At 29.4% G+C, this 19,384-nt stretch carries 15 protein-coding genes; 13 read left to right on the top strand and 2 right to left on the bottom strand.

Features of this window, described 5'->3' with window-relative positions:
- Positions 1–8 precede the first annotated feature (8 nt).
- A complete protein-coding gene (locus tag OIF33_RS00235) occupies positions 9–401 on the top strand; it encodes an HIRAN domain-containing protein (protein ID WP_322502214.1) in 393 nt (130 codons plus the stop codon).
- 285 nt (positions 402–686) lie between these two features.
- On the opposite strand, the gene OIF33_RS00230 is transcribed toward OIF33_RS00235, so the two are convergent.
- The gene (locus OIF33_RS00230; RefSeq protein ID WP_322502213.1) at positions 687–3,389 is read right to left on the bottom strand and encodes an SH3 domain-containing protein; all 2,703 of its coding nucleotides are present in this window, start codon (positions 3,387–3,389) and stop codon (positions 687–689) included.
- Positions 3,390–3,640: 251 nt separating this feature from the next.
- Here OIF33_RS00230 and OIF33_RS00225 point away from each other — a divergent pair, with 251 nt between their 5' ends.
- Genes OIF33_RS00225 through asrC form a run of 3 tightly spaced genes read left to right on the top strand, consistent with a single transcriptional unit; the run spans position 3,641 to position 7,432 of the window.
- Positions 3,641–5,362, top strand: a complete 1,722-nt coding sequence (locus OIF33_RS00225) for a ferredoxin hydrogenase (RefSeq protein WP_322502212.1) — start codon at positions 3,641–3,643, stop codon at positions 5,360–5,362.
- Positions 5,363–5,377: 15 nt separating this feature from the next.
- Positions 5,378–6,409: a 4Fe-4S dicluster domain-containing protein gene (locus OIF33_RS00220; protein WP_322502211.1), complete on the top strand. Its 1,032-nt coding sequence runs from the start codon at positions 5,378–5,380 to the stop codon at positions 6,407–6,409.
- Between the two features lie 24 nt (positions 6,410–6,433).
- Positions 6,434–7,432, top strand: a complete 999-nt coding sequence (gene asrC, locus OIF33_RS00215) for a sulfite reductase subunit C (RefSeq protein WP_322502210.1) — start codon at positions 6,434–6,436, stop codon at positions 7,430–7,432.
- A gap of 642 nt (positions 7,433–8,074) precedes the next feature.
- Here asrC and OIF33_RS00210 read toward each other — a convergent pair.
- Entirely contained in the window at positions 8,075–8,431 is a 357-nt protein-coding gene (locus OIF33_RS00210) for a DUF6483 family protein (RefSeq protein ID WP_322502209.1), read from the bottom strand.
- Positions 8,432–8,647: 216 nt separating this feature from the next.
- On the opposite strand from OIF33_RS00210, the gene OIF33_RS00205 reads away from it, so the two are divergent.
- The 9 genes from OIF33_RS00205 to OIF33_RS00165 all read left to right on the top strand — a co-directional run bounded on the left by OIF33_RS00205 (position 8,648) and on the right by OIF33_RS00165 (position 19,379).
- A complete protein-coding gene (locus tag OIF33_RS00205) occupies positions 8,648–9,655 on the top strand; it encodes a serine hydrolase (protein ID WP_322502208.1) in 1,008 nt (335 codons plus the stop codon).
- Between the two features lie 207 nt (positions 9,656–9,862).
- Positions 9,863–11,311, top strand: a complete 1,449-nt coding sequence (locus tag OIF33_RS00200; protein ID WP_322502207.1) for an ABC transporter substrate-binding protein — start codon at positions 9,863–9,865, stop codon at positions 11,309–11,311.
- A 152-nt stretch (positions 11,312–11,463) separates the two neighbouring features.
- A complete protein-coding gene (locus OIF33_RS00195) occupies positions 11,464–12,915 on the top strand; it encodes an ABC transporter substrate-binding protein (protein ID WP_322502206.1) in 1,452 nt (483 codons plus the stop codon).
- Between the two features lie 119 nt (positions 12,916–13,034).
- Entirely contained in the window at positions 13,035–14,201 is a 1,167-nt protein-coding gene (locus tag OIF33_RS00190; RefSeq protein ID WP_322502205.1) for an iron-containing alcohol dehydrogenase, read from the top strand.
- Between the two features lie 318 nt (positions 14,202–14,519).
- Positions 14,520–15,419: a sulfide/dihydroorotate dehydrogenase-like FAD/NAD-binding protein gene (locus tag OIF33_RS00185; protein WP_322502204.1), complete on the top strand. Its 900-nt coding sequence runs from the start codon at positions 14,520–14,522 to the stop codon at positions 15,417–15,419.
- A complete protein-coding gene (gltA, locus tag OIF33_RS00180; RefSeq protein ID WP_322502203.1) occupies positions 15,412–16,806 on the top strand; it encodes an NADPH-dependent glutamate synthase in 1,395 nt (464 codons plus the stop codon). Before OIF33_RS00185 ends, gltA begins: the two co-directional genes overlap by 8 nt.
- A gap of 36 nt (positions 16,807–16,842) precedes the next feature.
- Complete coding sequence (locus tag OIF33_RS00175) at positions 16,843–17,181, top strand: hypothetical protein (RefSeq protein WP_322502202.1); 339 nt, start codon at positions 16,843–16,845, stop codon at positions 17,179–17,181.
- Positions 17,182–17,421: 240 nt separating this feature from the next.
- Complete coding sequence (locus OIF33_RS00170; protein ID WP_322502201.1) at positions 17,422–18,147, top strand: Bax inhibitor-1/YccA family protein; 726 nt, start codon at positions 17,422–17,424, stop codon at positions 18,145–18,147.
- Positions 18,148–18,365: 218 nt separating this feature from the next.
- Positions 18,366–19,379, top strand: coding sequence for a hypothetical protein (locus OIF33_RS00165; protein WP_322502200.1), 1,014 nt, complete (start codon positions 18,366–18,368; stop codon positions 19,377–19,379).
- Positions 19,380–19,384 lie beyond the last annotated feature (5 nt).

Below are 19,384 nucleotides of genomic sequence, written 5' to 3'. Positions count from 1 at the left end.
AATTAAGTATGAGTAAGGAAAATGAATTATCAATCATTAGTAATAATGCAAGTATTATGAACATTTTAGATAAGGATAAAGAATTAATGCCTTTTTTTAATATAATCTATCTTTATACACTAAACATTGCAGGTATAAGGTATTACATAGACAACGATTTATATTTAGAAGAAAATGAAGAATTAAGATTAAAAAGAGAATCAGAGAATCAATATGATAAATATGCCATTGCAGTATATAATTCAGAAAAGAAAATAGGGTACATACCAAGAAGAAACAATAAAGTTTTTGCAAGACTTATGGATGGTGGTAAAAGTATATTAGCCAAGGTGAAATGTGTTGATTATTACTTTGATGAAATAGAGGATATTCAAATTAGATTATATTTAGATGATTTTTAGAAATATACTTATTTTGAAAGAGAATAATATGAGCTTTAGTGAGAAAATGAAAAACTCCTTTTGTTAGAAGAAAACGAGGATTAAATCCAGTTTTTTAACAAAAGGAGTTTTTATATAAGACTATATTTTAGGTAAATATTGATTTTAGATAGTCCCTCAGAATTACTTAATTTCGCAAAGAGTTTCTATTATCTATTCCAAAATAATAAAACTCTATATGCTCATTAAGATGTTCCTACAGTTCTATCTAAAATCAACACTAATTTAAAATAATAGAAAAGTTTATTAAATAATATATTTATTATAGCACCATCCTATATTCCCATTGTAATCAACTTTAGACCAAGTATCACCTTTTTCTAAAACTGTTACTTTTGCTCCATTATACATATTAGTTAATCTAGATGAGGCAGAGGTATCTTTGCTAGAATGTAGCCATAAGCCACCATTAGCTTGTATATGAACTGTTTTTGTACTTGGCTTAGTAGAGCTAGTTGAAACTTGTGAAGAAGATGGGTTGGTTAAAAACTCACTTGAACACCATCCTATATTTCCATTGTAGTTAACCTTAAACCAAGAACCACTTTCATCTAAAATTCTTACTTTTGAACCTTTATTCATTATAGTTATTCTAGAAGAAGCATATGAGTCTTTACTAGAGTGTAACCATAGTCCACCATTAGCTTTTATGTAAGCTGTTTTTACAGTTGTTTCAATAGGTTTACTTGGTTCAACTGGAGTAGTTGGCTGAATTGGTTTACTTTCCTCAGCATGATCAGTTGTTGAGCCTTTAGATGTAACTGTTGGATTAGTTAAAAATTGGCTTGAACACCATCCCATATTTCCATTATAGTTAACCTTAAACCAAGAACCGCTTTCATCTAAGATTTCAACCTTTTCTCCATTGCTCATTATAGTTATTCTAGAAGATGCATAAGAATCCTTACTAGAATGTAGCCATAAGCCACCATTAGCTTTTATATGTGCTGTTTTCACAGTTACCTCAGCAGGTTTACTTGGTTCTACAGGCTTAACAGGTTTAGCCGGTTCTACTGGCTTTGTAGGCTCAGTTGGTTTAACCACTGGCACTGGTTCTGTTAAGAATTCACTTGAACACCAACCTGTTTTTCCATTGTAATTAACTTTAAACCAAGAACCGCTTTCTTCTAAAATCGTGACCTTTGCACCTTTATCCATAATATTTATTCTAGAAGAGATATACGAATCCTTAGTAGAGTGTAACCATAAACCACCATTAGCTTTTATAGAAGCTGTTTTTACAACTGTATTATCAGGTTTATTAGGAGCTACTGGTTTAGTAGGTTCTGAAGGTTCTGCACTTGGAACCTTAGTAGAAGTTATGTCAGTTAAATAATCCTTTGAACACCAACCTGTATTTCCATTATATTTAACTTTAAACCAAGAACCACTTTCATCTAAAACCTCAACCTTTGTTCCATTACTCATTAAAGCCAATCTAGAAGATGTATAAGAATCTTTGTTAGAGTGTAGCCATAAACCACCATTAGCTTTTATGAAAGCTGTTTTCACGGTTGCCTCAGCAGGTTTACTTGGTTCTACAGGTTTCTCAGGCTTTGTTGGTTCTACTGGCTTAGTAGGTTTAACAGGTTTATTTGAATCCTGTGTTTTATTTTCATCAGTAGAGTCAGTAGGTTTTGTTGGCTCAACTGGTTTGTTTGGTTTTTCTGGAGTAACAGGCTTTTCAGTGTCTTTAGACTCATCAGTAGACTTAGAAGGTTCACTTGGATTAACTGGTTTTTTAGAGTCATCTGGCTTATTAGGAGTAGTTGGAGTAGTTGGTTTAACTGGTTTATTAGATGAATCTTCTTTTGCTTCAATATAGTTAGTATATTTATTACTTATGTAAGCTTTTTGACCATTATAAAGAACCTCATACCAGCCATTTGAGGCTTTACCAGTTACAGTGAAAGTATCTCCTCCATGAGCAAGTCCTATAGCCTTTATTCCTTCAGTAGTAGGGAATGGTTTTTCATTAATATAAACATCTTGCTTAGCTGTTACAGTACCTTTAAAAGCTTCTACAGTATATTTATGATCTTGTGAGATAGAAGGGTTTGAAGGTGTAGTGCTTGTGTCAGTAATATCAGAATTTCCATTACCTTTTACAGGAGTTCCTTTATATTTATAATATCTTGTAGCTCTATATTGATTATTCCATCCATTTTCTTTAGAAGGAGTTTGTCCATTTAAATTACGATTTGAATAAGAATCTCCTTGAGTATAGGCTTGATTTCCCATTACATAAGCTATTCCATTTGCTTTATCTTTCCATCCCATGAAACACATAGTATGATATTCACTTGCAAAGATAATATCTCCCTTTTGGATGTTTGAAAAATCTCTATGCATCTCCCAATTATTATCTTCTAACCAATTCCAAAGAACTGAGGTATATCCAATATTATTTGGAACGGGAATTCCTATTGCTCTTAAACAAGCAGATTGGAAGAAAACGCAAGTATTACTAGGGTCACCATTATGTAAGCGGATAGCTTCATTCATAGCATCAGATTGATTACTTTTAACTTTTTCATATTCATATAATCTTTTATTAACATCTGATGCAAAGTCATTTAAGTCATAAGGTGAAACTGCAAAAGAAGCATATCTTGATTGTTTTGGAACAGGTAACTGAATTTCTTCCATAACAGGTTTTTGTTTTTTTACCTCTTCTTTAATTTCAGCATTACTTTTTCCTTGATTTTTATTCTGTTTTTCTTCAGACTTAGTTTGTTCTTTTTGTGGTGCTTTAGATTTATTCTGATTTTCTTCATCTTTAGACTGTACTTTATTTTCAGTTTTAATATCTTCTTTATTATTTAATTCCTTTTTTTCAGGTTGATTACTTTCTTCTTTGCTTTTTACTACAGCAACTTTAGAGTTAGATAAATCAATATTAATCTTGTCATTTGCTTGCTGCTGTTGCTGAACTATTGCTACAGCCATTAAAAATCATCTCCTATTTTCTTTAAAATTTTCCAGTGTTATTATACCATAATTATAATTGTTAATAAATGATGGAATATTTGTGAATTAAAATTCATCTTAAATGTTAATTAATATGTGTTAACCAAAAGTTTAAAATTATATATAAGTAATTACTTATATGATTTAAAGGATATAGATATTTAACATTATATTCTAATGGTGCTACCATAAAATAGTTGATTTAAATAAATTGTTTTAGAGGAGATATTATGTGCCGTGTAATTATAAATGGAAAAGAAGTTATTGCTAAAAATGAAGAAACCATATTAAGCTTAGCAAAAAGAGAAAATATAGATATACCTACTCTATGTTTTCTAAAAGATTGCAATAATATGGGGAATTGTGGTGTTTGTCTTGTTGAAGTAAGTTCAGAAAAAGATTTAGTAAGAGCTTGCTCTTATAAAGTAAAAGAGGGAGACATAATTAATACAGCCAATGAAAGAGTTCAAAAGGCTGTAAAAGAAAGAGTTTCTCAAATACTTAATGACCATAATTTTAAATGTGGAACTTGTAAAAGGCTTAAAGATTGTGAATTATTAGCACTTATAAAAAAAGTTAATGGAAAGAAAACAGAAAATTTTGTTTTTGATGATGAAAAGTACATAGATAATAGAAGTAAATCTATCGTTATTGATAGAAGTAAGTGTATAAAATGTGGAAGATGTGTGGCTGCATGCAGAGAAAATAGTGGAACAGAAATCATGGGATTTAGAAATGAAGAGGGTAAAACTTGTGTAGGGCCAGAAAATTTAGCTTGTTTTGATGAAACTAAATGCTTATTATGTGGTCAATGTGTAGTTGCTTGTCCAGTTGGAGCCTTAAGTGAGAAATCTCATATGGATAGAGTGTTAGATGCTCTTAAAGAGAAAGATAAGCATGTAGTTATAGGTATAGCACCTTCTGTAAGAACAGCTATTGGAGAAGCCTTTGGAATGGACTATGGTACTGATGTAACAGGAAAATTATATGCTGCTTTAAGAAAATTAGGCTTTACAAAGATATTTGATGTAAACTTTGCAGCAGATGTTACTATTTTAGAAGAAGGAATAGAGCTTATTGGAAGAATACAAAATGGTGGTCCTTTCCCAATGTTTACTTCTTGTTGTCCAGGCTGGATTAGATTAGTAGAAAATTATTACCCAGATCTATTAAATAATTTATCTTCTGCTAAATCTCCACAACAGATTTTTGGTGCTGCAAGTAAAACATATTATCCATATGTAGAAGGAATAGATCCTTCAAAAGTATTTACAGTTTCAGTAATGCCTTGTACTGCTAAGAAATTTGAAGCAGATAGAGATGAAATGTGGAATGATGATATAAAAAATGTAGATGCAGTACTTACAACTAGGGAACTTGCTGAGCTAATCAAAAATAATAATATAGATTTCCTTAACTTAGAAGATGAAGATGCAGATCCAGCTATGGGAGAATATACTGGAGCAGGTACATTATTTGGTGCCACTGGTGGTGTTATGGAAGCTGCTTTAAGAACTGCTACAGATATCTTAGAGGGTGTATCTTTAGAAGATATTGACTACAAAGAAGTAAGAGGACTAGAAGGAATAAAAGAAACTACTATAAAGATAGGAAACAATGAGTATAAGATTGCTGTTATTCATGGTGGTAAAAACTTATTTAACTTTATAGAAAGTGGAATGATGGAAAAAGGAAATTATCATTTCATAGAAGTTATGGCTTGTCCTGGTGGCTGTGTAAATGGTGGTGGACAACCATTTGTAATTTCTAAAAATAGAGAGTTATTTAATATTAAAGAGCTTAGAGCTTCTGTTTTATATAACCAAGATAAGAATTTACCAAAGAGAAAATCTCACAAAAATAACTCTGTATTAAAAATGTATGATTCATTTATAGGTGAACCAACTAAAGGAAAAGCACATGAGTTATTTCATCTTAAATACAAAAAATAATATGGAGGATTTTTTATGGATTACAGATTATCAAAAAGCGAAAGCAATGAATTAATAAATGAATTAAAAAAACAATATAAAATATATGCCCCAGTAAGTTTTGAAGGGGAAGGAAGACATAGTTATACAAATAATATTAGATATGGAGAGATAAATTCTTTTAGTGATGTTGTGTATAAAGAGAAATCACAATATTCACCTAAGGAATTATTAATTCCAATAAATCATACATTATCACTTCAATTTGAAGGTAAATCTTTAAAAACAGATGATTTAGAAGAGGAAAAGGACATATTAATAATTTTACGTTCTTGTGACTTACATGGAATAAAGAGAATAGATAATTCCTTAAAGCATGATTCTTTCTATAGAAATAGAAGAGATAAAGTTAAGTTTATGCTTATGGGATGTCCAAAATCTTTTGATACATGTTTTTGTGTTTCAATGGGTACTAATCAATCAGATGACTATTCTTTAGGAGTTAAGTTCCATGAAGATGGAGAAATTTCTATAAAGGTTAAGGATGATGATTTCAATAAATACTTTGAAAATTCAAAGGAAGAAAACTTTGAAATGGAATTTGCAAAGGAAAATGAAATAAAGGTTAGAAGACCAGAAATAGAAATATGGGACAAGGTTGTATTAGATAAAGTTAAAGAATTAGACTTATGGAACACTTATAAAAATCGTTGTATAGGCTGTGGTAGCTGTAATATGAGCTGTATAACTTGTTCTTGTATGATTACTAAGGAAGTTACTCATTCAGATAATTCTAAATTAAAGGAAGTGAGAAGAACTTGGAATGGATGTCAGTTAGTTAAATCTTCTGCTTTAAAAAATAAGAGTATGAGTGAAATAGTTCCTACAAGAATAAGGCAAAGAGTTTTAGATAAATTCTATAGACCAAAGCTTGATGTTTCTAAAGAGCAAATATGTGTAGGTTGTGGAAGATGTACAGATATATGTCCAAGATATATAAACTTTGCAACAACAGTAAATAAATTAAGTGATGAATTAGATAAGATTTATGAAGAATTAGGAAGATAATATTAAAGGGAGAAGAGTATAGCTATGAATAGAGATATTGATATAGATAAATTACGTACCAATTGTTTCCGTGAATCAAAGGTTCCAGGAGAATTCATGTTTCAAATGAGAGTTCCTGGGGGTACAATAAGTGCTAAACATTTAAGTCTAGTTCAAGAAATAGCAGAGAAATATGGTAATGGAAGTTTCCACTTTGGAACTAGACAAACATTTAATATTCCAGGAATAAAATATGACAACATAGAGGCAGTAAATAAATTAGCTAGAGGATACATAGAAGAAGTTGAAAATGAACTTTGTAATGTTGACTTAGAGGTTGATGATTATGGTTATCCAACTTTAGGAGCAAGAAATATATCTGCTTGTGTTGGAGCAGATCATTGTATAAAAGCTAATGCAAAAACACCTTATTTAGCAAGAAACTTAGAAAAAATAATATTTCCAAGTAATTATCATATTAAAATATGTATAGCTGGATGTCCAAATGATTGCATAAAAGCTCATATGACAGATTTTGGAATAATAGGAGTTACTATTCCAGAGTATGATTATGATAGATGCGTAGGATGTGGAGCATGTGCAAGAGCCTGTGCAGCTCATTCAACTTCAGCTATTCAAGAAGTGAATGGAAAAGTAATAAGAAATGAAGAACTTTGTATAGGATGTGGAGAGTGTGTAGAAGCATGTCCAACAAGAGCCTTTACTCGTTCAAAAGAAACTTATTATAGAGTTTTAATAGGAGGAAGAACAAGTAAAAAGACTCCTAGACTTGGAGAAGTATTCTTAGATTATATTACAGAAGAAGTATTGTATGAAGTAATAAAGAACTGGGAAAAATTCTCTAAACATGTTCTGCAAGGCTCACCAAGATACCTTCATGGTGGCCACTTAATGGACATGGCAGGATATAATAAGTTTAAAGAAATCATGCTAGATGGAGTTCAGTTAAACAAAGAAGCTAAGGTTGCTACAAGACTTAACTGGAAAGAGCGTGAATATAAAGCTAACATAAATGTCAAATAAAAAAAATTAATATAAATTAAAAATCAAATATAAACAATTTATTCTAAAGAAAAAATACAAAAAATAAACAAGTTTAACCAAATGAAAAATTACTATGATAAATTGAACAAAAAATATAAAAATTAATAAAAAGAATTACAAGTATTCTAAATTCAAAGATAAAATATAAATAAATATTCTAAATTAAAAAGCAAAATTAAGTGTAAACAAAATTAAACTAATTAAACAAGATAAAAACAAATAAACAAAATAAAAAGCAAAATTACTTTTAAAATAATTTCTTAAATATAAAAAATAATAAGCCTATCTATTGTCAGGAAGATAATAAATCTTACTGGTATCAAATAAAGAGATGAAGTTTTTAACCTTCATCTCTTTTGTTATATTAATTAATAACTATAAATTATCAAAAAAATTTAAAGTGGTATAAAAATATTTGATTTTAAATTCTTTAAATAAATCATAAAATTAAATTATCCAGTATTAAAATCTTTAATACTGGATAATTTATATACGTAAACTTAAGGGTATAAGGAGTTAAAACTATTATATAAATAATAATATTAATTTAGCATTTATAAGTTACGTAATAATGTCTTAAATAAAAAGAAATAGTTACAAAAATAAATTAATAAAATGAACTTATACTATAAGATTTTTAAAGTCTTCAAGACCTTGATAAATTTCAGCCCTACTAAAATTATGAAGGTTTAAATTCTCATCACTTTTAAGAGAAAGTTCATTATAAAACCAATTTGCTACAATAATAAGATCTTCTAAATTATAAGTGTTTTTAGTATTTAAGTAAGAAAATAATAAATTTTCAGCTTCATTATACTCACCTTTTGAAATCATCTTTTTTAAGTTTAGAGTTAATATATCTTTATCTGTTAAGTTTTCTATTGCAATTGGCTCTGAATCTTCTTTTGCATCATGAACAAGTTTTCCTAATTTTTTTCCTAAGGATTCAGCTAAATCTAATATATAATCATTTCTCATTACTATTTCTCCTTTTAATTAATATTTATATTTTACCATTAAAAGATAGTATTAATATATGACTTGAATTTAAATTTATCTTAAAAATAAATTTAAGTGTTATAATTATACCTAAATAGGGAAATTCTAGAAAAAGGTATAATGAAATAGAGATATACAAATAAAAATATATTTAGAAGATTTTTATGGGAATGAAACTATTAGAGGAGTGATAAAATGAGCGTTTATGATAAAATAAATGATAGTATTAAAGAAATAAAAAACTTTTCGGGAGTGCTTACTTTAAGAGATAAAGATGGATTGATATTTAGTAAAACATGTGGATATGCAGATATTCCCAATAAGAGAGAAAATAATCTAGAAACAAGATTTGGAGTTGCTTCAGGAGCAAAAATATTTACTGCTATAGCTATATGTAAGTTAGTTGAAGAAGGAAAACTTAAATTTGATTCTTTAATAAAAAATTATATTGATTTTCAAAATTATGATGATTCTATAACAATAGAACAACTTTTAACACATACTTCAGGGATTCCTGATTACTTTGATGAGGATGAAATGAACGATTTTAGCGAACTTTGGAGAGATATACCAATGTATCTTTTAAGAGAACCAAAGGATTTTCTACCTCTTTTAAAAAAAGGAAAAATGAAATTCAAACCAGGAGATAAATTTTCTTATAATAATTCTGGTTTTGTTATTTTATCTTTAATAGTTGAAAAAGTGAGTGACCAAGGTTTTAAGGATTTTGTACAAGCAAATATATTTGATGTTTTAAATATGAAAGATTCAGGATACTTTGCTATGGATATGCTTCCTGAAAATTGTGCTTATGGATATGAAGAAACAAAAAATGGACAATTAAAGAGCAATATATATTCCCTACCTGTTGTAGGTGGCGGTGATGGTGGAGTTTTTGTAACAGAAGAGGATATGGACAAGTTATGGAGAGGGTTAATTAACTTTGAAATTTTAAATGAAGATATAACAAAGAAGCTGTTAACTCCTCATGTATATGTAAATTATGATGTTTATTATGGGTATGGTATTTGGATTATAAAGAGAGAAGGTGGTATATATAAATATTATTTGACAGGTTCAGATCCTGGTGTTACCTTTATGTCTGCAATATATCCAGACAAAGATATTGTTGTTAATATATTAGGGAATAGGGAATTTAGTAAATTTGAACTTTCAAAGAAAATAGAAGAGTCTTTCATGTGATTTTATAATTCTATGTAATCTAATTATTATAAAATAGCTAATTTTTAAATTAGCTATTTTTTATTTTAAATATCTATTGGTAATCACCTTTATTTATTTTAAGTAAACGTTTTATTAAATGTTAATGAAATAAGAATAATAATTTGGTTTACATAATAAATATATATTACAAGAAATTAATAGTTTTACTTAAGGGGGAAAATAAAAATGCTTAAACACAAAAAAATAATAGCATTAATATTAGGAGGAATGATTGGAACATCTGCTCTTTTAACTGGATGTGGCTCAGGTGGAAGCGCTTCATCAGGTGGAGAAGGAGAGAAACCAGTGAATTTAGTATGGTATGTAATAGGGGATGCACCAGCTGATAATGAAGTGGTAGAAGAAGAAGTCAATAAATATATAAAGGACAAGATAAATGCTACAGTTGATATTAAACATATTTCTTTTGGAGATTACACTCAAAAAATGAATGTTTTAGCTAACTCAGGAGAGGAATATGACTTAGCATTTACATGTTCATGGGCTTTCCCATATTTAGATAATGCTAGAAAGGGAGCTTTCTTAGAATTAAATGATCTTATAGATAAAGAAGGAGCTGAGCTTAAAGGCGTTATAGATGAAAGGCTTTGGAAGGGAGCAGAGGTTGATGGAGGTATATATGCAGTGCCAAATCAAAAGGAGATAGCAGCAGCACCTATGTGGGTATTTGATAAAGAGCTTGTTGAAAAATATGATGTTCCATATGAGGATATTCACTCTGTAGATGATTTAGAGCCATGGCTTCAACTTATAAAAGAAAAGGAACCAGATTTTGTTCCATTCTATACTCAAGGAGATGGAATTCCATTAGAGGGCGTTGAAGATATAATGTCACCTTTAGGAATATTCTATGATGATGAAAGTTTAACAGTTAAAAATTTATATGAAACTGAAGAATTAAAGTATCTTTTAAGTAAATTAAGAGAATTTTATGAAAAGGGATATATAAATCAAGATGCAGCAGTAAATAATATGCAAAGTGAAGTTAAGAGATTTGTATGGAAGGCAGATGGACAACCATATGCTGAAAATGGATGGGGACAATCTTTAGGACGTCCAGTTGTAACTTCATCAATAATACCTTCATACGTTACAAATAATTCAACAACAGGGGCAATGACAGCTATATCAGCAACATCTAAGAATCCAGAAAAGGCTATGGAGCTTATTAACTTAGTAAATACTGATTCTACATTAAGAAATATGTTAATGTTTGGATTAGAGGGAACTCACTATGAAAAAGTTAGTGATAACCAAATAAAGAGGGATCCAAATGGACCATACAATGTAACAAGTTGGGCATATGGTAACCTATTTGATACTTATGTTTTAGATGCCGACCCTAAGGATAAGTGGGATGCTTTTGAAGAATTTAACAAAAATGCTGAGACATCAACTATCTTAGGATTTAAGTTTAATACAGAGCCAGTTGTAACGCAAATATCAGCTGTAAACAATGTATTAAGTGAGTTTATAAGACCGTTATATACTGGTTCAGTAAATACTGAAGAATCATTAGAAAAGTTAAACAAGAAATTATATGATGCTGGATTAGAAGATATAAAAGTTGAAATGCAAAAACAATTAGATGAATGGAAAAAAGAAAATAAATAGAATTTAGAAAGGGGGACTAATAAGTCCCCTTTTATTAACTAAAAACTATTGTTGTAAACGTTTTATTAAATTCTGTGGAATATGTTATATCATGTAAAAAAATAAACATATATAATGATGTGATTTAAATATCATTTAAGGGGGAAATAAAAATGCTTAAAAGAAAAAAATTACTAGCAATAATGTTAGGAGCCATGGTTACAACTTCAGTTGTACTAACTGGATGTGGAGGATCCGGAGGAATTTCAAATTCAGCTGACGGAGATAAACCAGTTAATTTGGTTTGGTACGTTATAGGAGCAAATCCTAAAGATGGTGATTTAGTTGAAGAGGAAGTAAATAAATATATAAAGGACAAAATAAATGCAACTGTTGATATTAAATCTATAGACTTTGGTGATTATACTCAAAAAACCAATGTTTTATCAAATTCAGGAGAAGAATTTGATTTAATATTTACATGTTCATGGGCAAATCCATATTTGGAAAATGCTAGAAAAGGTGCATTTATGGAATTAAATGATCTTATAGATTCTCATGGGGCAGAACTTAAGGATGTTATTGATGAAAGACTTTGGAAGGGGGCTGAAATTGATGGAAAGATTTATGCCGTTCCGAACCAAAAGGAAATAGGAATAGCTCCTATGTGGGTATTTACTAAGGAATATGTAGATAAATATAACATACCTTATGAAGACATTCATACAGTAGAGGACTTAGAGCCATGGCTTAAGATTATAAAAGAAAATGAACCTGATGTAGTACCATTCTATACTCAGGGAGATACTCTACCAATTAATTTTGATGATCTTCTAAGACCCTTAGGTGTTTTCTTAGATGATGAAACTTTAACAGTTCAAAATATATATGAAACTGAAGAAATGAAAGCAATGATTATAAAGCTTAGAGAGTATTATGAAAAAGGATATATAAATCAAGATGCTGCAGTTAAAAATATGGAAAAAGAAATTAAGAGATTCGTATCGAAATCTGATGGTCAGCCTTATGCAGATAACATATGGAGTAAAAACGCAGGTTATGAGGTTGTTTCAACATCTATAATAGATCCTTTTGTATCAAATAACTCAACAACAGGAGCAATGACAGCTATATCAGCAACATCTAAGAATCCAGAAAAGGCTATGGAGCTTATTAATTTAATAAATACTGATTCTACATTAAGAAATATGTTAATGTTTGGATTAGAGGGAACTCACTATGAAAAAGTTAGTGATAATCAAATAAAGAGAACTCCTGAAGGTCAAGAAAATTATAATGTAACAAGTTGGGCATATGGAAATCTATTTGATACTTATGTTTTAGATAGTGACCCAAAAGATAAATGGCAAGCTTTTGAAGAGTTTAATGATGCATCTAAATCTTCACCTGTATTAGGATTTAAGTTTAATACAGAACCAGTTACATCAGAAATAACTGCTATAAATAACGCACTTAAAGAGTTTGAAAGATTATTATTCTCTGGTTCTATAGATGCAGTTGATGGTTTAGAAAGATTAAACAAAAAGTTATATGACTGTGGATTAGAAAAGGTTAAAACAGAAATGCAAAGTCAATTAGATCAGTGGAAGAAAGAAAATAAATAGAATTTAGGAATAAAATTTAATTATAAGAAATAAAATGTAAAGTAGGTTTTATACTAGGTATAAAACCTATTTTATTTGAAAAAATATACAATGTTACTATTATGTTAGGAGGCATTAGCATGGCAAGATTTACTTTACCAAGAGATTTATATCATGGAAAAGATTCTTTAGAAATACTAAAAACTTTAGAAGGAAAAAAAGCTTTTATTGTTATTGGCGGAGGTTCAATGAAAAGATTTGGCTTCTTAGATAAGGTTGAAGGATATTTAAGGGAAGCTGGAATAGAAACAAAGGTATTTGAAGGAGTAGAACCAGATCCTTCAGTTGAAACAGTTATGAAGGGTGCTAAAGAAATGGAAGCTTTTGGACCAGATTGGATAGTTTCAATAGGAGGAGGATCACCTATTGATGCAGCAAAGGCTATGTGGATTTTTTATGAATATCCTGATTTTACCTTTGAAGAAGCTATTGTTCCTTTTGGATTACCTAAGCTCAGAAAAAAAGCAAAATTCATAGCTATTCCATCAACATCTGGAACTGCTACTGAAGTTACTGCTTTTTCAGTAATAACTGATTACAAAGCTAAGATTAAGTATCCATTAGCTGATTTTGAAATCACACCAGATATAGCTATTGTAGATCCAAGTTTAGCTGAAACTATGCCAGAAAAGTTAGTAGCTCACACAGGAATGGATGCGTTAACTCATGCTATTGAAGCTTATACAGCAAGTCAAAGCTCTAATTTCACAGATCCATTAGCTTTAAAAGCAATAGAAATGGTGAATACTCATTTAGTAAACTCCTTTAAGGGAGATATGAAAGCAAGAGGCGAAATGCATGAGGCTCAATGTCTAGCAGGAATGGCTTTCTCAAATGCTCTTTTAGGTATAGTGCATTCTATGGCTCATAAAGTAGGAGCTGTATTCCATATACCTCATGGTTGTGCCAATGCTATTTTCTTACCATATGTAATTAAATATAATAGAAAAGCTTGTGAAAATAGATATGGTGATATAGCTAGACATATTGGATTAAAAGGAGAAAATGACTGTGAATTAACCGATGCTCTTATAGAGTTAATAAATAAATTAAATAAAGAATTAAATATACCATGTTCTATGAAAGAATATGGAGTAGATGAAACTGAGTTTAAGGATAATCTTAAATTTATAGCCCATAATGCAGTATTAGATCCATGCACAGGTTCCAATCCAAGAGAAATAAATGATGAAACTATGGAAAAACTTTATACTTGTACGTATTATGGTAATAATGTTGACTTTTAAAGTATAAATATAAAGTGAGACTAACTTCATATTTATATAATTTATCAGTTAAACTTTAATGAAGTTTATCTTATAAAAAATTCATGGCTTTATAATTTATAAAGCTAATTTAAAATAAGCTTTAAGATAAAAGAGAAACCTCTAAAGATAAATTTAGAGGTTTTTTATTTATAGTTCATGTTTTAGACTAGTGTTGATTTTTAGCTATAACTGTTCATTAACATGGTCTGAAGGGCTAGCCCAAAATCAACATTCACCTAAAACAAGAGCTTATTTATAAAATAAAGCTATAAATAAAATTTAGGAGAGTTTAGATCTATGTTTAAGATTTTAGAGAAAAAATATTTAAATGAATCAGTTTATTTAATGAAGGTTGAAGCGCCAAGAGTAGCTAATAAAGCTAAGCCTGGTCAATTCATTATACTTAGAACTAATGAAAAGGGAGAGAGAATTCCTTTAACAATAGCTGATTATAATGCTAAGGATAAAAGTGTAACTATTGTTGTTCAAAGTCTTGGAGCAACTACGGTAGAGCTTGGGAAATACAATAAAGGAGACTATATAAATGATTTTGTTGGTCCCTTAGGAAAAGAAAGTGAGTTTATACATGAGAATATTGAAAAGTTAAAAAATAAAAAAATACTCTTTGTAGCTGGAGGAGTAGGAGCAGCACCTATATATCCTCAAGTAAAATGGCTTCATAATAATGGGATTAATGCAGATGTTATAGTAGGAGCTAGAAATAAGGAGTTATTAATATTTGAAAAGGAGCTTAAGGAAGTTTCAGAAAACTTATATATAGCAACGGATGATGGAAGTTATGGATTTAAAGGTAAAGTAACTGAACTATTGAATGATTTAGTTAAAAATAAGGGATTAAAATATGATAAGGCAATTGTAATTGGGCCTATGGTAATGATGAAGTTTATGTGTAGTCTTACAAAGGAGTTAAATATTCCTACTATAGTAAGTTTAAATCCTATAATGGTTGATGGAACAGGAATGTGTGGAGCATGTAGGGTTACAGTAGGAGGAGAAGTTAAGTTTGCTTGTGTTGATGGACCAGAGTTTGATGGGCATTTAGTAGATTTTGATGAATCAATTAGAAGACAAGCTATGTATAAAACTGAGGAAGGAAGAGCTTTTTTAAAGCTTAAAGAGGGAAAAACACACAGTCATGGTGGATGTGGATGTAGAGGTGATTTAAAAAATGAGTAATTTAAAAAAGAAAAGAGTTAAAGCAAAAGAGCAAGATCCTTTAGAAAGAGTAAATAACTTCAATGAGGTTTCTTTAGGATATAAGAAAGAAGACGCTATTGAAGAGGCAAAAAGGTGTTTAGGGTGTAAAAATCCTAAGTGTATGGAAGGATGTCCTGTTTCTGTAAATATACCTGGTTTTATATCTTTTATAAAAAAAGGAGACTTTTCATCATCTTTTGAGGAATTATCAAAATATAATTCTCTACCAGCAGTATGTGGAAGAGTTTGTCCACAAGAAGTTCAATGTGAAGGAAAATGTGTTTTGGGAATAAAAGGAGAAGCAGTATCCATAGGGCAATTAGAACGATTTATAGCAGATTGGGCTAAGAAAAATTCAATAAGCACTTTAAAAGGTAATGGAGAGATTTTAGAAAAGGTTGCTGTAATTGGAAGTGGGCCAGCAGGGTTAACCTGTGCAGGAGAATTGGCTAAATTGGGTTATGATGTAACTATTTTTGAAGCATTACATGAGGCTGGTGGAGTTTTAGTTTATGGAATTCCTGAATTTAGACTACCTAAGGAAAAGGTGGTTAAGTATGAGATAGAACAAATAAAAAAATTAGGCGTTAAAATAGAAAACAATGTTGTTGTTGGAAAGACTGTTGATATTAATGAATTAATAGAAAATGAAGGCTTTAAAGCAGTTTTTATAGGATCAGGGGCAGGACTTCCTAAGTTTATGGGAATTCCAGGCGAAACTGCTAATGGAGTTTTTTCAGCCAATGAAGTATTAACTAGAGTAAATCTTATGAAGGCTTTTCAAGGAGAATGCAACACTCCTTTAAACTTAGGAGATAAGGTTGCTGTAGTTGGTGGAGGAAATGTTGCTATGGATGCAGCAAGAACAGCCTTAAGATTAGGAGCAGAAACTCATATAATTTACAGAAGAAGTGAAAAGGAATTACCAGCTAGATTAGAAGAGGTACATCATGCTAAGCAAGAAGGAGTTGTTTTAGATATTTTAACTAACCCTACTGAAATATTAACTGATGAAAAAGGATGGGTTAATGGAATAAAATGTATAAGGATGGAACTTGGAGAAGCTGATTCATCAGGTAGAAGAAAGCCAATAGAAATTGACGGGTCAGAGTTTATTATGGAAGTAGATAGCGTAATAATGTCTTTAGGAACCTCACCTAATCCATTAATATCATCAACAACAAAAGGACTAGAGGTTAATAAGAGAGGATGTCTTGTTGTTGAAGAAGAAAGTTTAAAGACTTCTCTAAAGGGAGTTTATGCTGGGGGAGATGCTGTGACAGGAGCTGCTACAGTTATACTTGCTATGGGAGCAGGCAAAAAAGCTGCTAAGTCAATAGATTATTATTTAAGGAGTGAAAAATAATAAAGTCATTTAAATAATATTAAGGAGCAATTTCATATGAAATCTAAAAAAAATAAAATTAGTGTAATAATTTTTAGTATTATATTGATTTCAACAGCTGTAATTGCGTATATATTAAAACCAATGAATTTAAGTGGTGGAATACTTTTTTTAACATATGTAGTTTTAGAAATTTTTTTATATAGACTTTGGATAGTATGCACTTATGGATTTATCTGTATAGATTGTGGTAATGAATTTAATATAGGACTACTTAAGAGAATTTTATTTTTAAAAAATAATAAAAAGTGTCCTAGATGCAATAGTAATAATATAATAAAAGAAACCTTTGGGAATTATTGCTTGAATGAGTGGGTTGATTCAGAGGAAGACTAAAGAAAGGCTGTATTAAAATATAAAATGGGATATGAATATATATAAATATTATATTTATATTTTCTATTTACTTTTAATGCAGTCTTTATATTTTTAAGTTTAATAATTATAAGTTGGTTTTAATGAAATAATACATAAGATTTATATATCTAAAGTATAAAATGAAACAAATTTGACATACTTTGACTATATAATTTAAACTATAGTAAATAAATTATACTTATATAAGGAGGTAAGAATATGAGAAAAGAAACAAATCCTGCATTAGCAGTTGGCTTTGAAAAGGCTGTTAGTGATGGAACTACCATGACAGTAAGAGGGACTATAGTTAAGATATTAATAATGACAGCAATCTTAGGAGTTGCTTTTGTTTATAGTTGGATAGCTTTTCAAAATCCTGATGTAAATTATAGAAGTGCTTTAGTAGTATCAATGATAGGTGCCTTAATTTTAGGATTATTAACATCATTTATACCAAAAATTGCACAATACACAGCAGTTTTCTATGCTGCCTTTGAAGGGGTTCTTTTAGGTTCTATATCTAGATACTTTGAAAGTATGTTTCCTGGAATTGTATTTCCAGCTATACTTTTAACAATAATATGCTTAGTAGCAACAGTTCTTATATATAGAAGAACACCAGAGGTAGCAGGAAGAATAAGAAAAGGAGTTTTCATAGCAATAATATCAATTGCAGCTATTTACTTATTAGGAATGATACTTAGCTTCTTTGGAATAATGTTACCTATATATGGTTCAGGAATAATTGGTATTGGATTTAGTTTGTTTGTTGTAGTAGTGGCTACAGCAAGTTTAATAATGGATTATGATTTCATATTAAAAGCTGAACAATATGGATATCCTAAATATATGGAGTGGTACGGAGCTTTTGGCTTAATGGTAACTTTAATATGGTTATATACTGAAATATTAAGTCTTTTAGCTAAAATAATGGATAATAATTAAAGAAAAGATAGACCGGTAGAATTTAATCTACTGGTTTATTTTTTTTGTAAAAATTAAATTATTTAAAACAGTGAGCAGAGCTTATTTACATATATGGAAAATAAAGTATAATTATTGTAAAGAAGAGTTAAATTTTATGGCTTTTATTAGGGATATTTAGTAGTAAATGAATTTTTATGGTGCATAAAAGCATCTAGGTAGTGGGTTAGGAGGAAGTTATGGAAAATAGAAATGAGGATAATTTAAATGAGGATAATTTAAATGAGGATAATTTAATAGATGAGTTTAATGAATTAGTTTCAGAAATAAGTAAATCCGTCTTTGATAAATCTATTTATAGAGATTTGAAGCTTACAGAAGAAAATTTAATAAAGACTCTTGCAAGTACTTCAGAAAAAACTGCTACGATAAATAGAAACAATTTAATAAGTTTACAAAATAATTTAAAAGTAATACTAGATGATGCTATATCGGATTTTAATCTAGGTATTGAACAGGGAGAAAAAACATTTGAGAATAAAGCTAATAAATTTTTAAATAATATAGAAGAACTATCTACTAAATCTAGAGCCAATATATATGTTCTTCAAGAGAAAGCTAAGGAAACATTTAATGAAATTGAGGCCTTAAATAGACAAATTAGTATTATAAATAAAAATATATGTGAATTATCTCAAGAAGAGGGAATGCACAATATAGATAATTTAAAAGAAATAGCTGAAGATTTAACTAAAAGTGTAAATTTAAGCAATAATATAGCCAAGGAGCATATAGAGAAAATAGAAGAAATTGATAAAATGCTAAAAGGCGAATGTTTAAAAATGATGAATTGCGTTAATAAATTAGAGAACAGATTGAAGATTAGTAAAGGAGATTTAGAAAACTCCTTGTTACAATTTAGAGAGCATATAGAAAATAGTTTTGAGAGATTAGAACATAAAGCTAAATTGGATTTTGATGAATTAAAGGACTTATTGGAAGAAGGAAACACTAATATGGACAACTCTATGGAGTTATTAAATAGCACAATAGCAAAATATAATGCTGATGCTATTGATGCGACTAGAAGGCTTGGAGATAAAATTAATAATATAGATAAGAAAATGGCTAGTAATAATAAAGAGATAACTGAACCATATTTTAATGATGAGTTGAAAAGTGAGTTTGAAAAAAAATATTATTTTTTAGTTTCAATTGTAGCTATTGTAGGTGTTTTAGCTGTGTTATTTTAGGAGAA

Source organism: Clostridium sp. LIBA-8841 (assembly GCF_034439435.1).
Classification (GTDB): Bacteria; Bacillota; Clostridia; order Clostridiales; family Clostridiaceae; genus Sarcina.
This window is presented reverse-complemented; position numbering and strand designations above follow the sequence as displayed.